General features: G+C 69.7%; 13 protein-coding genes. 9 read left to right on the forward strand and 4 right to left on the reverse strand.

Translation table 11 applies throughout. The features are described 5' to 3' along the window. Positions 1-6: 6 nt before the first annotated feature. A complete protein-coding gene (locus C7444_RS03825) occupies positions 7-1,680 on the reverse strand; it encodes a bactofilin family protein (protein WP_110399512.1) in 1,674 nt (557 codons plus the stop codon). A gap of 261 nt (positions 1,681-1,941) precedes the next feature. Between C7444_RS03825 and ppk2 the strand changes: the two genes are divergently transcribed. After that, complete coding sequence (gene ppk2 / locus C7444_RS03830) at positions 1,942-2,859, forward strand: polyphosphate kinase 2 (protein WP_245909400.1); 918 nt, start codon at positions 1,942-1,944, stop codon at positions 2,857-2,859. Between the two features lie 38 nt (positions 2,860-2,897). On the opposite strand, the gene C7444_RS03835 is transcribed toward ppk2, so the two are convergent. Beyond that, positions 2,898-3,731 carry a DUF3047 domain-containing protein gene (locus C7444_RS03835; RefSeq protein WP_110399514.1) on the reverse strand — a complete coding sequence of 278 codons (834 nt, stop codon included), beginning with the start codon at positions 3,729-3,731 and terminating at the stop codon, positions 2,898-2,900. A 180-nt stretch (positions 3,732-3,911) separates the two neighbouring features. Between C7444_RS03835 and C7444_RS21015 the strand changes: the two genes are divergently transcribed. The 5 genes from C7444_RS21015 to minE all read left to right on the forward strand — a co-directional run bounded on the left by C7444_RS21015 (position 3,912) and on the right by minE (position 8,981). Further along, complete coding sequence (locus C7444_RS21015; RefSeq protein WP_146219344.1) at positions 3,912-5,078, forward strand: ComEA family DNA-binding protein; 1,167 nt, start codon at positions 3,912-3,914, stop codon at positions 5,076-5,078. A 94-nt stretch (positions 5,079-5,172) separates the two neighbouring features. After that, a complete protein-coding gene (locus tag C7444_RS03845; RefSeq protein WP_110399515.1) occupies positions 5,173-7,011 on the forward strand; it encodes an ABC transporter ATP-binding protein in 1,839 nt (612 codons plus the stop codon). 114 nt (positions 7,012-7,125) lie between these two features. Then, on the forward strand, positions 7,126-7,872 hold the full coding sequence (minC, locus tag C7444_RS03850) for a septum site-determining protein MinC (RefSeq protein ID WP_110399516.1): 747 nt from the start codon (positions 7,126-7,128) through the stop codon (positions 7,870-7,872). A gap of 29 nt (positions 7,873-7,901) precedes the next feature. Beyond that, positions 7,902-8,717, forward strand: coding sequence for a septum site-determining protein MinD (gene minD / locus C7444_RS03855; protein ID WP_110399517.1), 816 nt, complete (start codon positions 7,902-7,904; stop codon positions 8,715-8,717). Positions 8,718-8,720: 3 nt separating this feature from the next. Next, complete coding sequence (minE, locus tag C7444_RS03860; RefSeq protein WP_110399518.1) at positions 8,721-8,981, forward strand: cell division topological specificity factor MinE; 261 nt, start codon at positions 8,721-8,723, stop codon at positions 8,979-8,981. 21 nt (positions 8,982-9,002) lie between these two features. Here minE and C7444_RS03865 read toward each other — a convergent pair whose 3' ends face one another. Then, positions 9,003-9,851, reverse strand: a complete 849-nt coding sequence (locus C7444_RS03865) for a 23S rRNA (adenine(2030)-N(6))-methyltransferase RlmJ (protein ID WP_110399519.1) — start codon at positions 9,849-9,851, stop codon at positions 9,003-9,005. Positions 9,852-9,935: 84 nt separating this feature from the next. Further along, positions 9,936-10,400 carry a CopD family protein gene (locus tag C7444_RS03870; protein WP_110399520.1) on the reverse strand — a complete coding sequence of 155 codons (465 nt, stop codon included), beginning with the start codon at positions 10,398-10,400 and terminating at the stop codon, positions 9,936-9,938. Between the two features lie 189 nt (positions 10,401-10,589). On the opposite strand from C7444_RS03870, the gene C7444_RS03875 reads away from it, so the two are divergent. From C7444_RS03875 to C7444_RS03885, 3 genes are all read left to right on the forward strand, one after another. Further along, positions 10,590-10,808 carry a hypothetical protein gene (locus C7444_RS03875; RefSeq protein ID WP_110399521.1) on the forward strand — a complete coding sequence of 73 codons (219 nt, stop codon included), beginning with the start codon at positions 10,590-10,592 and terminating at the stop codon, positions 10,806-10,808. Between the two features lie 104 nt (positions 10,809-10,912). Beyond that, positions 10,913-13,276 (forward strand): YgiQ family radical SAM protein, encoded by a 2,364-nt coding sequence (locus C7444_RS03880; RefSeq protein ID WP_110399522.1) that lies wholly within the window; start codon positions 10,913-10,915, stop codon positions 13,274-13,276. Positions 13,277-13,346: 70 nt separating this feature from the next. Further along, positions 13,347-13,865: a GNAT family N-acetyltransferase gene (locus tag C7444_RS03885; RefSeq protein WP_110399523.1), complete on the forward strand. Its 519-nt coding sequence runs from the start codon at positions 13,347-13,349 to the stop codon at positions 13,863-13,865. Positions 13,866-13,918: the final 53 nt, after the last annotated feature.

Genomic DNA, 13,918 nt, shown 5'->3' on the forward strand with positions numbered 1-13,918 from the left:
CCAGGTTCAGTCCTCGGACTCCATCAGGGCGGTGTCGGCCCACAGGCTCTCCTGCGCCTGCGGTTCGGGCGGCAGGGGGTCGGCCAGCGTGCCGACCGTGCGACCGCTGTCGGTGGCGATCACCTCGCCGTGCAGCACCACGCCCTGGGCGATGCTGACCACCGGTGCGCTGATCCGCACGGGCTGGTCCGGGGTGCCCAGCGTGCAGCCCGGGCCGATGTGGATGGCGCTGCCGGCGTGCATCGATCCGCCGATCCGGCTGCCCGCGGCCAGCTGCAGCGTGCGGCCGCAGTGCAGGTCACCGAGCACCAGGGCGCCGGCCGCGATCTGCAGGTCCCCGTCGGCCCGCACGGCGCCCAGGCAGCGGCTGCCGGCGCCGATGCCCAGGTCGCCCCGGACCTCGAGTTCACCCTGCCAGGCGTGCAGCGGCGGGATGTCCAGCGAACCCGCGACCAGCAGCCGCTGCCCGGCCTGCGACGCCTGCCAGGGGGCGGCGGGCAGGTCCAGCCACCAGGGGCCGACCAGCGTGCCCAGGCGCCGGACCTCGGGGTCCGCCGCCTGCAGGCCATCGGCGGGGGCGGGCGGGCGACCGGGCAGCGCACGCGGGGGCATCCGCCGGGATCCCGACCAGACCTCGCCCAGCACGACGGCACCCGGATCGATGTCCACCCGGGGGGCCCGCACCGTGATCGGCGGGTCACCGCGACCGATCACGCAGCCTTCGGCGATGTGCACCGCCGTCTCCGAGATCAGGTGACCCGACACCCGGCACCCCGGCGCCAGGAAGATCTCGCCGGCGGCCAGCACGTTGCCGTGCACGACCGTGCCGGCCTTCAGCGTCAGCTCGCCCCGCGCGCGCAGGTGGCCATGCACCTCGCTGCCCTCGCCGAGCGACAGGTCCGCGCGGCCGAACAGGCTGCCCTGCCAGGACCGCAGCGGCGCGAAGCGGGCCGATCGCCAGGCGTCGCCGCGCCGGGCCACCGGGTCCCAGCTGACGCCTTCCTGCTCGTCGGGCGCCACCACCGCGCCGGCCAGTGCCGTGCCGGCCGGCCACCAGTCGCCGGTGAAACGCAGCACCGGGGCGCTGAGGTGGTGGAACTCCACCCCCGCGGCCACGAGCATGGCGTGGTCGGCGCTGACCGTGCCCCACAGCCGTGCGCCCCCTTCGATGTCGACCTGCCCGGCATGTCCCCAGGTGTGCAGGTGGCAGCGCCGTGCCAGGTGCAGGCGCGAGCCGGCCATCAGCGCGTGGTAGAGCCCGCCCGGCGCGGTCACGATCTGTCCGTGGGCGAGCACCTCGCCGTTGAAGCGCATCGCGTGGGGCAGGTGGCAGTCTCCCTGCACCCGCCACAGGCGCCGGGTCAGGCCCGAACGGCGTTCGGCCTCCCGCAGGGGCCAGGGCTGGTGCAGCGTCTCCGCCGTGAGGTCGACCACCGCCTGGCCGCCCAGGTGACGCTCGCCACGCTGCAGCGCCTGATCCAGGGTGTCGCGGAAGTGACGCGCCCGCGGCGCCGGCTCCTGCGGGACCGGCGTGGTGCCGGCGGGTGTCGACGGCGCGACCGGCCACGCCGCCCGGGCCGGGCCGGGCGGCACGCCGCCCCGACGGGCCTGGCGCAGCAGCACGCTCAGGATCAGCAGCCCCGCCAGGCACAGGGCCAGCGTGGTGAGCTCGGGGTTCACGCCCGGGTCGCCGGGCGGGCCGGGTGCGGTCGATTCATGGAGGGGTCCCTGCGGCGAAAAGAAACAAGTTGTTTCAAGTCTATAGCAGATGTCCCAATTGCGAGCAGATCGTGAATTGCTGCACGACTTGATCGGTTCGGGTGCGCGGGCACGAGAGCCGGGTGGCCTGTCGCGCGGGGTGGCGAGCGGTGATGGCGCGGGCTCATCAAACCGACATCCTGTTGTGTCAGGCTGGTGACTTCTTCAAGGAGTCCGTTATCCATGAGTGACGACATGCACGCCCGGGTCGACGAGGCGCTGATGCGCCGCCTGCGCGAGGAGGCCATCGACAGCTACGACGAGGAGCTCGAGCAGGAGGTCGACGACCTGATCGCCGACGGCGACGCCGCCCGCACGCCCCAGGCGCGCGAAGACCGCAAGATGTATTTCCGTGAGCTGTTCCGCCTGCAGGGCGAACTGGTCAAGCTGCAGGACTGGGTGCAGCACACCCGCCATCGGGTGGTGGTGATCTTCGAGGGGCGGGATGCGGCGGGCAAGGGGGGGGCCATCAAGCGCATCACCCAGCGGCTCAATCCGCGGGTCTGCCGGGTGGCGGCGCTGCCCGCGCCCAACGACCGCGAGCGCACGCAGTGGTATTTCCAGCGTTATGTCGCCCACCTGCCGGCGGCTGGCGAGATGGTGCTGTTCGATCGCAGCTGGTACAACCGCGCCGGGGTCGAGCGGGTCATGGGCTTCTGCGACGACGAGGAGTACGAGGAGTTCTTCCGCTCGGTGCCCGAGTTCGAGAAGATGCTCGTGCGCAGCGGCATCCAGCTGGTCAAGTACTGGTTCTCGATCACCGACGAGGAGCAGAGCGTGCGCTTTCTCAGCCGGGTCCACGATCCGCTCAAGCAGTGGAAGCTCAGCCCGATGGACCTCGAGAGCCGCCGCCGCTGGGAGGACTACACCAGCGCCAAGGAGGTGATGTTCGACCGCACCCACATCCCCGAGGCGCCGTGGTGGGTGGTGCAGGCGGTCGACAAGAAGCGGGCGCGCCTGAACTGCATCCACCACCTGCTCAGCCAGATGCCCTATGTCGAGGTCGAGCACCCGCCGGTGATCCTGCCGCCGCGGGTCCGCCACGACGACTACATGCGCAACCCGGTGGCCCCGGAGCTGTTCGTGCCCGAGATCTACTGAACCTCGGACCCGCCGACGCGGGGATGCTGTCGGCCCGCTCAGCGGGCCGACAGCGAGATGTCGCCATACCAGGTGTTGACCGGCTCGCCCAGGTCGTCGCTGTCGGTCAGCACCCCCACGCTGGTGACGCGGCCCGGGTGTTCGCCGAACGCGCGCCGGTAGTCGGCCTCGAGGTCGCGCTCATAGTGCAGCCATTCGCCGCAGCGCCCCGGGCCGCTCTCGACCACCAGGTAGCGGATGCGCTGCGTGCGGGCGTAGGACACCAGCGCCTCGCTCGGCTGGTGGCGGTCCCACACGTACATCAGCGTGGCGTAGGGCAGGATCTGGCCGGTGAACAGCTCCACCTGCTCGTAGAAGATCTGGTCGCGCAGGCTCAGCCGCTGCAGGTCGCCGTCGAAGGCGACGACGATGCGGGCGGGGCAGTCGTCGAGGTCTCCGTCGCCGACGTCGGCCCGGGCGGGCACATGGTCGGTGCACCAGCTGAAGCGCAGCTGCGTGCGTTCCCGCGTGTCGAGGTCGACCGGGCAGCGCAGGCCGGTGGCACCGCGGTCGGCCTGCGCGCGCAGGACCGTGCGCCCGTGCACATGGGCGGTGCCGTAGTCGGTCCAGGGCTTGTCGCGGCGCAGGCGGTAGGGCATCCAGCCCGCCGGCAGGCCACCATCGGCCACCGATGCCGAGAAGGGGGCGATGTCGTGGCCGGGCCGTCGGGGCGAGGCACCGAGCAGGCGGCTGTGTCCGACGTCGGGGGTGGCGGGCGGGGTGGCCGAGGTGGAGGGTGGCGTGCCCCGGCTGGCGCAGCCCGGCAGGGCGGTGGCTGCGGCGCCGGCCAGCAGGCCGAGGCAGTGTCGACGGGTGAGGGGCTGATCGTTCATGGCAGCGGCAAGTTAGCGCCGGCCCGTGACAGGGCGGCGACGCTCGGGTACGGCCCTTGCACTTGTCACCTGCCGTTCACGGCGGACTCACGGCGTGCGACTACGATGCGCCGCAGTCCGGGCGGAGCCGATCCCCGGCCCGTCCTTGCCTTCGCCTCCTCCTCTTCCTGAAAAGCCCGCATGCCCAAGTCGTCGTCTCTGCACCTTTCCCTTCCGCTGATCTGGGATCACGCCCCCGGCTTCCGCCTGAGCGGCCCGGCCTCGTTCCGGCTCGACGGTGACCACCTGCACCTGCAGGCGCAGGTCGCCAGCGCGGTGGGCCTGCGTCAGGGCGGTGGCCCGCTGATCCTGCAGCTGTGGGCGCTGGACGAGGCGACGCCGGCCGTGGTCAAGGTGGCGGAACTGGTGGACGGGCAGCTGATGGTGGATGCGACCGGCGGCCTCGAGCTGTCGGGCTGGACCGTCGCCCATCCACCGGCCGGTCCGGCCGTCTGGCGCCTGGTGCTGGTCCTGTGCACGCCGGCCTCCGGCGGGTCGGGCCTCACAGGCCTGGATGCGCTGGCCTTCGAGGCCCCGTACCCGTGGATCCAGCCCCGGTTGGCCGGCGCCGTCGCATGGCGGTCCCGGTCGGGTGGTGAGCCTGGCGAGGGGACCCTCCACGTCGAGGCCATCGACAACCCGCGTGACGCCGGCTCCGTCAGCGGCGACCTGGCGCTCGAGCTGTGGCGCCTGAGCGGGGCGTTCGACGGCGGCGCGTTCACCGGCATGTGCCTGTCCACCTGGCCGCTGGGCACGCTGGACGGGGCGGGCCGCATCGTCCCCGCGCCGCTGGACGTGACCCTGAGCGAGCAGCCCGGCCGGCCGTGCCTGATGCTGCGGGAGTGGACCCCGCTGGGCTGGCTGGCGCGTGACTACCGATGGCTCGACGACGCGCTGTGGTCCGTCCAGGTCCCCGCCGAAGAGGCGCTCGTCGAGCCTGCACCGTCGGAACCGGAACCGGAACCGGAACCGGAACCGGAACCGGAACCCGCACCCGCACCCGCACCCGCACCAGCACCAGCACCAGCACCCGCACCCGCACCCGCACCCGCACCAGCACCAGCACCAGCACCAGCACCAGCACCAGCACCAGCGGCGGCCGCGGCGGTGCCGGCATCGCCTGCAGAGGTCCGGGTCAGCGTCAACCGCGGCAGCGTCGAGCAGCTCAGTGCCGTCAAGGGGCTGGGGGCAGCGGTGGCCCGGGCGATCGTCGCCGGGCGGCCCCATGCGCAGCTGGACGATCTGCTGGCCGTGCGTGGCATCGGGCCGAAGCTGCTGGAGCGCTTTCGTCCGTTCCTGACGCTCTGACACGCGGATTCCGCTAGGCTAGCGGGTTGCGCCGTTGCCGGCCTGCTCCGCCGGGGCGGGCGCACGGCGCCCATCCAGCAAGGGAGCCAGGCGGGTGCTGCGGTTTTTTGAACGACTGGTCGATCCTTATCCGGCACGCCTGCCGGATCCCCCGCCGGCGGGGCTGGCCGCTTTCCTGTGGTCCTGCTCCGACGGGGTGAGGCCGTTCGTGCTGATCATGACGATCTGCACGGCCCTGACCGGTGCCTTCGAGGCGGTGCTGTTCGGCGTGCTGGGCAACATCGTCGACTGGCTGGGCGAGACCCCGCGTGACCAGCTCTGGGAGCGCCGGCGCTGGGAGCTGCTGGGGCTGGTGGCGCTGCTGCTCTTCAGCCCGGTGGTGGTGGCGCTGCAGACCCTGCTCAAGCACCAGACGCTGGCCGGCAATTTCCCGATGCGCCTGCGCTGGAACTTCCACCGCCTGATGCTCGACCAGAGCATGAGCTTCTACCAGGACGAGTTTGCCGGCCGGGTGGCCGCCAAGGTGATGCAGACCGCGCTGGCCGTGCGCGACGCGGTGCTGATCCTCACCGACATCCTGGTGTTCGTGATGATCTACTTCGTCACGATGACCCTGGTGGCCGGGCGCCTGGACCGCTGGCTGCTGCTGCCCTTCCTGGGCTGGTTCGTCTGTTACCTGGGCGTGCTGTGCTTCTTCGTGCCGCGCCTGGGCAAGGTGTCGAAGGCGCAGGCCGACGCCCGTTCTCTGATGTCGGGGCGCATCACCGACGCCTACACCAACATCGCCACCGTCAAGCTGTTCTCGCATGCGCAGCGCGAGGCCTCCTATGCCCGCTCGGCGATGCAGGAGTTCATGCAGACCGTGCACGGGCAGATGCGCCTGGTCAGCGGCTTCGAGGTCGCCAACCACCTGCTCAACATGCTGCTGGTGCTGGCCACGGGCGGGGCCACGCTGCTGCTGTGGAGCCGCGGCGAGGTCGGCATCGGCGCGGTCGCCGCCTCGACCGCGATGGCCCTGCGCCTGAACGGCATCTCGCACTGGGTGATGTGGGAGATGGCGATGCTCTTCGAGCACGTGGGCACGGTGCAGGACGGCATCGGCACGCTGTCGCGGCCGCACACGGTGGTCGACGCGCCCCAGGCGCGGCCGCTGCAGGTGGGCCGGGGCGAGATCCGCTTCGAGAACGTCACCTTCGGCTACGGCGGCGAGCGCGCCGTCATCGACCGGCTCGACCTGCACATCCGCCCCGGCGAGAAGATCGGCCTGGTGGGGCGCTCCGGTGCGGGCAAGTCCACCATCGTCAACCTGCTGCTGCGTTTCCACGACGTCGCGTCGGGCCGGGTGCTGATCGACGGCCAGGACGTCTCCCTCGTCACCCAGGACAGCCTGCGCTCGCAGGTGGGCATGGTCACGCAGGACACCTCGCTGCTGCACCGCTCGGTGCGCGACAACATCCTCTACGGTCGCCCCGACGCCGGCGACCAGCAGATGGAGTCCGCCGCCCGGCGGGCCGAGGCACATGACTTCATCCAGGGGCTGAGCGATCCGGGCGGGCGCACCGGCTACGACGCCCATGTCGGCGAGCGTGGCGTCAAGCTGTCGGGCGGGCAGCGCCAGCGGGTGGCGATCGCCCGGGTGATGCTCAAGGATGCGCCGATCCTGCTGCTCGACGAGGCCACCAGCGCGCTCGACAGCGAGGTCGAGGCGGCCATCCAGTCCAGCCTCGACCGCCTGATGGAGGGCAAGACCGTGGTGGCCATCGCCCACCGGCTGTCGACCATCGCCGCGATGGACCGGCTGGTCGTGCTCGACCGGGGCCGCATCGTCGAGGAGGGCGACCACGCCAGCCTGCTGGCCCGCGGCGGGCTCTACGCGCGCCTGTGGGCGCACCAGAGCGGCGGTTTCCTGGTGGAAGACGCCGACGGTTCGTGAGACACGTCCGTTTTGCGGTCCGGCATCGGATCTGAGGCGTCCGCCCGGCCGCGCTTTGCCGTGAAGCTGCGATCCGGGCATTAAACTCGTTTCTTTTCGAGTGATCGTCGACCCATGCCAGCCATCACTGCGGGGAATGCCCCCGGGATCTTCGAGCTCAAGAGTGCCACCTGGTCCCTGCTGGCGGTGCACTTGCGGACCGCGGACCCCGCTGCGCTGGAGCTGGAGCTGGAGCGGCGGTTTTCGCAGACGCCCGATCTGTTCTCGCACGAGGCCGTGCTGCTCGATCTGTCAGCGCTGACGGAGCCCGAGCAGACCATCGACTGGGCGCGATGCCTGGAGTTGCTGCGGCGCTACAAGATGCTGCCGGTGGCCGCCCGCAGCGGCACGCCCGCCCAGATGGACGCCGCGGCCCTGGCCGGCCTGGCGCTGTGCAGCGAGGAGGTGAGCGTCAGTGCCCGCGCGAGCGTGGAGCCCGCGGGCGACACCGGGGTGCTGGAGGTGATCCGCGAGGTGGCGGTCGCCGGCGACATGCTGGTGGTCGACAAGCCCCTGCGCTCGGGTCAACAGGTCTATGCCCGGGGTGGTGATCTGGTGGTTCTGGCGCAGGTCAACCACGGTGCCGAGGTGATTGCCGACGGCAGCGTGCACGTGTATGCGCCCTTGCGGGGCAAGGCGATCGCCGGAGCCCGGGGCAATATTTCGGCACGCATCTTTTCCACCTGCATGGAACCCGAGCTGATATCGATTGCGGGCATCTACCGGACCACCGAGAATCCTCTGCCTGCTGATGTGCTGGGAAGTCCTGCACAGATTCGTCTGGACGGTGAAAAGCTGGTCGTGGAACGCCTGAAACTCTGATACACAGGCAGCTGAAAGGATTTTTGAAGATGGCAAAGATCGTCGTGGTGACTTCCGGCAAGGGTGGGGTGGGCAAGACCACCACGAGTGCCAGCTTCGCGTCGGGGCTGGCCCTGCGCGGCCACAAGACCGTCGTGATCGATTTTGACGTGGGTCTGCGCAATCTCGACCTCATCATGGGTTGCGAGCGCCGGGTGGTCTATGACCTGATCAACGTGATCCAGAACGAGGTCAACCTCAATCAAGCCTTGATCAAGGACAAGCTCTGCGAGCACCTGCACGTGCTGGCCGCGTCCCAGACCCGCGACAAGGAGGCCCTGAACAAGGAAGGGGTCGGCCGGGTCTTCGATGAACTCAAGGCGATGGGATTCGAATACATCGTCTGTGATTCGCCCGCGGGTATCGAGACCGGTGCGCTGATGGCCATGCATTTTGCCGACGAGGCGCTGGTGGTGACCAATCCCGAGGTGTCGTCGGTGCGGGACTCCGACCGCATCCTCGGCATGCTCAGCTCCAAGACGCGTCGTGCGATCGAGGGCGCCGAGCCGGTCAAGGAGCACCTGCTGATCACCCGCTACAACGCCAACCGCGTCGAAGGCGGGCACATGCTTTCGCTCGAGGACATCCACGAGATCCTGCGCATCCCGTTGATCGGGGTCATCCCGGAGTCCGACGTCGTGCTGCAGGCGTCCAACCAGGGCTCGCCGGTGATCCACAGCCAGGGCACCGACGTGTCCGAGGCCTACAAGGACCTGGTCGCGCGTTTTCTCGGAGAAGAGCGTCCCATGCGTTTCATCGAAGTGGTCAAGCCGGGCTTTTTCAAGCGGCTGTTCGGCGGGAGGTGAACGATGGGTTTCCTGTCTTTCCTGGTCGGAGAAAAACAGACCTCCGCCCGTGTCGCCAAGGAGCGGCTGCAGATCATCCTCGCCCACGAGCGGGGTTCGGATTCGCGCGGTCCGGAATATCTTCCGGCCCTGCAGCGCGAATTGCTGGCGGTGATCTCGAAATACGTCTCGATCAACCCGAACGATATCCGGGTGCACCTCGAGCGTCAGGAGAACCTCGAGGTGCTGGAGGTCAAGATCGAGTTGCCCGAGGCGCCTCGCTGAGGCGCCCGGCCGGCGCGGTGCTCAGACCGCGCGTTCGTTGAGCGTGAAGCTGGCGCCATCGTGCTGCGCCAGCGCCGAGACCAGGAAGGGCAGCTCCTTCCTCAGCGTCTGGGCCAGCGTGTAGGGCGCGTTGATCACGAACATGCCGCTGCCGGCCAGCCCGAAGCCTTGTGCATCGACCTGCTGAACGCTCAGCCGTGCATGCACCCAGCTGCCCGGGGCCAGCGTCTCCAGGCGCTTGCAGAACTGGGCGGCCTCGTGGCGGCTGACCTGCGGATACCAGATCATGATGACCGCCTGCGAGAAACGGCTCAGCGCGTCCTTCACCGCGGCGACGGTCTTGGCGTAGTCGGTGATCAGCTCGTAGGACGGATCCATCAGGATGGCCGCGCGCCGCGACGGCGGCGGCAGCTGGCTGCGCAGCGAGGCAAAACCGTCGGCCTTGAACACCATGGTGCCGCGCGAGCCGCTCCAGTTGCCGTCCAGCAGCCGGTGGTCGGTCGGGTGCAGCTCGTAGAGCCGGTGCTCGTCGTGCGGGCGCAGCAGCATGCGCGAGAGCTGCGGCGAGCCCGGGTAGTGGGTCAGCGTGGTCGCGCCCGGCGCCTGGCACTTGCGCACCAGCTGCAGGTAGTCGGAGGTGGCGGGCGGCAGGTCGCGCCGGCCCCAGAGCCGGGCGATGCCCTGCTCGTACTCGCCGGTCTTCTGCGCTTCCGGTGCGGTCAGGATGTAGGAGCCGGCGCCCGCATGGGTGTCGATCAGCCGGTAAGGCTTGTCCTTGGCCGCCATGTGGCGCAGCACCTGCACCAGCACCAGATGCTTGAGGACATCGGCATGGTTGCCGGCGTGGAAGGCGTGTCGATAAGCCAGCATGGGGACTCTCTGTGCACGGGACGGCAGGCGTCCGGCGCGCGTTGGGAAAGGGCGCCAATGTAATGCAAAGTGCGGCCCGGGCGTTCAGAGCACCCGGCCGATCAGCACCACCAGGTAGACCAGGCTGCCCAGGCCCAGGTTGACGAGCACCAGGCGGCGGATGCGCGCGAGCTCGTCGGCCGCCCGGGGCCAGTCGCCGCGATCGACGGCGGCACGCAGCAGCGGGAACATCACCAACCGCAGGCGCACGAAGATGGCGATCATCAGGCCGGCGATCGCCAGCATCGTGTCGAGGCCCCAGTGCAGCTGGGCCCCCTGGCCCCGCAGGTGCAGCAGCGCCAGCCCGCTGAAGACCAGCGCCGCGATGGCCACGGTCACGCCGCGGAAGAAGCGCTCGAGCGCGCCCGCCATGAAGGGCAGGCGCAGCGGGGGCGCCAGCGTGCGGGCGGCGGCAGGGCGCACGACCGTGTGCATGACCGCCATGCCGCCGACCCAGTAGGTGGCGGCCAGCAGGTGGATGCTCAGGGCGATCGCGTGGGAAACAAGCATGGGGGTCGTGCCGAGTCGGTGAAGCCGGCAGTGTCGCAGCAAGGGCGGTGCCGGTGCGGTCGATGGTGCCCGGGGTCGATGCCGTCGCCACAGATGCGGGTGGAATGCCGTGCGTTTCAGGGCAAGGGCGGCCGGGCATCGGCGCACAGTGCAGCCATGGATGTCTCGCCGTGCAGGAGGTTCCACACCATGCCATCGCTGTCGACTTGCGCTGTCGCGCAGGCTTACCAGATCCGCTTCCAGTCCCTGTTCCACACCGGCCGGGCCGTCAGCTTCCCGTGTGACGGGCAGGGGCGGGTGCTGCTGGAGGCGCTGTCGGAGCGGGCCCGCCAGAACTACGAACGGGCCTGCGCCGGCATCGGCTCCGAGTACACGATGCCCACCGTGGTTCCGGGCGACCTGCACTGAGCCCGCCAGGCGCCGCCAGCCCGGCAGGTGCCCCCAGGAAGTGCCGGTCATGGTCGGTGAGCGACAATACCCGGTTGTGCGTTTGAACGGGCGCCGCCTGCACCATGACAGTTTCCCAGCTTTGCGCGCCGGTCGCGAGCCCAGCCACCAAGACCCTGACCAGCTACCGGCCCTTCTGGGCCAAGCGTTTCGGGGTGGCCCCCTTCCTGCCGATGAGCCGCGCCGAGATGGACCGCCTCGGCTGGGACAGCTGCGACATCATCGTGGTCACGGGGGATGCCTACGTCGACCATCCGAGCTTCGGCATGGCGGTGATCGGCCGCACGCTGGAGGCCCAGGGCTTCCGGGTCGGCATCATCGCCCAGCCCGACTGGAACTCGCCCGACGCCTTCCGGGCGCTCGGCAAGCCCAACCTGTTCTTCGGCGTCGCCGCCGGGAACATGGATTCGATGATCAACCGCTACACCGCGGACCGCAAGATCCGCAGCGACGACGCCTACACGCCCGGCAACGTCGGCGGCAAGCGGCCCGACCGCGCCACGCTGGTCTACACCCAGCGCTGCCGCGAGGCCTACAAGGACGTGCCGGTGGTGATCGGCGGCATCGAGGCCTCGCTGCGCCGCATCGCCCACTACGACTACTGGCAGGACAAGGTGCGCCGCTCGGTGCTGATCGACAGCAAGGCCGACCTGCTGATCTACGGCAATGCCGAACGCGCGATCATCGAGGTCGCCCACCGCCTGGCGCAGAAGAAGCCGATCGAGAGCATCACCGACGTGCGTGGCACGGCCTTCATGCGCCACCCGGACGATCCGGCACTGGCCGGCTGGTTCGAGGTCGACTCCACCGAGGTCGACCGCCCCGGCACGGTCGATGCGCTGATCAGTCCCTACCAGACCATCGACGAGACCGCCGCCGAGCAGGGCGGCGCCTGTGCCGTGGCGGCCGACGCCGAGCCCCAGGGCGGCGTGGCCGACGACGGCAGCAAGCCGATCATGATCGTGCGCCAGCGCCTGGAGAAGACCGGCAGCCGCGCGCTCGCCACGCCGCGTGACCACACGGTGGTGCGCCTGCCGGCCTACGAGCAGGTCCGGAGCGATCCGGTGCTCTACGCCCATGCCAACCGGGTGCTGCACCTGGAGACCAATCCGGGCAACGCCCGCGCGCTGGTGCAGCGCCACGGCGAAGGCCACACCGCGCGTGACGTCTGGATCAACCCGCCGCCCATCCCGCTGGCCATGGCGGAGATGGACCATGTGTTCGATCTGCCCTACGCCCGTGCGCCGCATCCGGCGTATGCCGACGAGAGCGGCGGCCATGACGGCGCCACCAAGATCCCGGCCTGGGAGATGATCCGCTTCTCGGTCAACATCATGCGTGGCTGCTTCGGCGGCTGCACCTTCTGCTCGATCACCGAGCACGAGGGCCGCATCATCCAGAGCCGCTCCGAGGATTCGGTGATCCGCGAGATCGAGGAGATCCGTGACAAGGTCAAGGGCTTCACCGGCGTGGTCAGCGACCTGGGCGGCCCGACCGCCAACATGTACCGCATCGGTTGCAAGAGCCCGCAGATCGAGGCGGCGTGCCGCAAGCCGAGCTGCGTCTACCCGGACGTTTGCTCCAACCTGAACACCGACCACGGCCCGCTGATCCGGATGTACCGGCGCGCCCGGGCCCTCAAGGGCGTCAAGAAGATCCTGATCGGCTCGGGCCTGCGCTACGACCTGGCCATCAAGTCGCCGGAGTACATCCGCGAGCTGGTGACCCACCACGTCGGCGGCTACCTGAAGATCGCGCCCGAGCACACCGAAGGCGGGCCGCTGTCGAAGATGATGAAGCCCGGCATCGGCACCTACGACCGCTTCAAGCAGCTGTTCGAGAAGTTCAGCGAGGAAGCCGGCAAGAAGCAGTACCTGATCCCGTACTTCATCGCCGCCCATCCGGGCACCAGCGACGAGGACATGATGAACCTCGCGCTCTGGCTCAAGCGCAACGGTTTCCGGGCCGACCAGGTCCAGACCTTCTACCCCAGCCCGATGGCCACGGCCACGGCCATGTACCACTCCGGGCGCAATCCGCTCAAGGGCATCTCGCGGGATCCCGCCCGCGGCGAGACCGTCGACATCGTGCGGGGCGAGCGCCGCCGCCGCCTGCATAAGGCCTTCCTGCGCTACCACGACGCCAACAACTGGCCGCTGCTGCGCGAGGCGCTGCAGGCGATGGGCCGGGCCGACCTGATCGGCAACGGCAAGCACCACCTGATCCCGACCTACCAGCCGATGACCGACGGCAGCTACAGCAGTGCGCGCCGCAAGAACTCGACGCCGACGCCCGGGCGCATCCTGACGCAGCACACCGGCCTGCCGCCACGCGTCACCGGATCACCGGCCCGACCGGCCGTCAAGCCGAAGGCCGCCTCACCGGTGCGAGCCCCCTCGCCGGTGCCCAAGGCCCGCAAGCCGCGCTGATCGAAGCATGGTCCTCCGCATGAAATGCGGAGACAATCGCCACCCCTCGTGATTTTCTTTCCCCGCTTTCATGTCCGCACATCAGGTTCGTCCCGCCACCCTTCGTGATGCCAAGGCCATCGCCGAGATCCATGTCGCCGCTTCGCGTGCAGCCCTGCAAGGCATCCTGCCGGACGATCACCTGAACAGCCTGTCGGTCGAGAAGCGCCAGGCCTTCTGGCGCGAGGCCATCGACCTGTGCGAGCCGCAGGTGTGGGTGGCCAGCGCCAACGGCCAGATCCTGGGTTTCGTCGGCTACGACCGCTCGCGCGACGAGCGCACGCCGCCGACCACCGGCGAGCTCTGGGCCATCTACGCCGCGCCGGCCCACTGGTCGACCGGCGTCGGCCTGGCGCTGTGGGATGCCGCCCGCGACGGCCTGATCGAGGAGGGCTGCACCAAGGCCACGCTGTGGCTGCCGCTGCGCAACGAGCGTGCGCTGCGTTTCCATGAGCTGGCCGGTTTCAAGCGCGAGATGAAGTCGGCCCGCACCACCGTGGTGGGTGGCACGAAGATCGAGGAGATCCGCCTCCAGCGCAGCCTGGTCTGACACACGACCGCCACTGAACGACGAAGGGCGCCCCGCGGGGCGCCCTTCGTTCT

This window comes from Sphaerotilus hippei, assembly GCF_003201595.1.
GTDB classification, from domain to species: domain Bacteria; phylum Pseudomonadota; class Gammaproteobacteria; order Burkholderiales; family Burkholderiaceae_C; genus Sphaerotilus; species Sphaerotilus hippei.

Excerpts from the sequence above, each read along its gene's own strand:
- C7444_RS03865 (WP_110399519.1), bottom strand. The coding sequence starts at position 9,851 with ATGCTGGCTTATCGACACGCCTTCCACGCCGGCAACCATGCCGATGTC.
- C7444_RS03870 (WP_110399520.1), bottom strand. The coding sequence starts at position 10,400 with ATGCTTGTTTCCCACGCGATCGCCCTGAGCATCCACCTGCTGGCCGCC.
- C7444_RS03835 (WP_110399514.1), bottom strand. The coding sequence starts at position 3,731 with ATGAACGATCAGCCCCTCACCCGTCGACACTGCCTCGGCCTGCTGGCC.
- minC (WP_110399516.1), top strand. The coding sequence starts at position 7,126 with ATGCCAGCCATCACTGCGGGGAATGCCCCCGGGATCTTCGAGCTCAAG.
- C7444_RS03875 (WP_110399521.1), top strand. The coding sequence starts at position 10,590 with ATGCCATCGCTGTCGACTTGCGCTGTCGCGCAGGCTTACCAGATCCGC.
- C7444_RS03885 (WP_110399523.1), top strand. The coding sequence starts at position 13,347 with ATGTCCGCACATCAGGTTCGTCCCGCCACCCTTCGTGATGCCAAGGCC.
- minE (WP_110399518.1), top strand. The coding sequence starts at position 8,721 with ATGGGTTTCCTGTCTTTCCTGGTCGGAGAAAAACAGACCTCCGCCCGT.
- C7444_RS21015 (WP_146219344.1), top strand. The coding sequence starts at position 3,912 with ATGCCCAAGTCGTCGTCTCTGCACCTTTCCCTTCCGCTGATCTGGGAT.
- ppk2 (WP_245909400.1), top strand. The coding sequence starts at position 1,942 with ATGAGTGACGACATGCACGCCCGGGTCGACGAGGCGCTGATGCGCCGC.
- minD (WP_110399517.1), top strand. The coding sequence starts at position 7,902 with ATGGCAAAGATCGTCGTGGTGACTTCCGGCAAGGGTGGGGTGGGCAAG.
- C7444_RS03880 (WP_110399522.1), top strand. The coding sequence starts at position 10,913 with ATGACAGTTTCCCAGCTTTGCGCGCCGGTCGCGAGCCCAGCCACCAAG.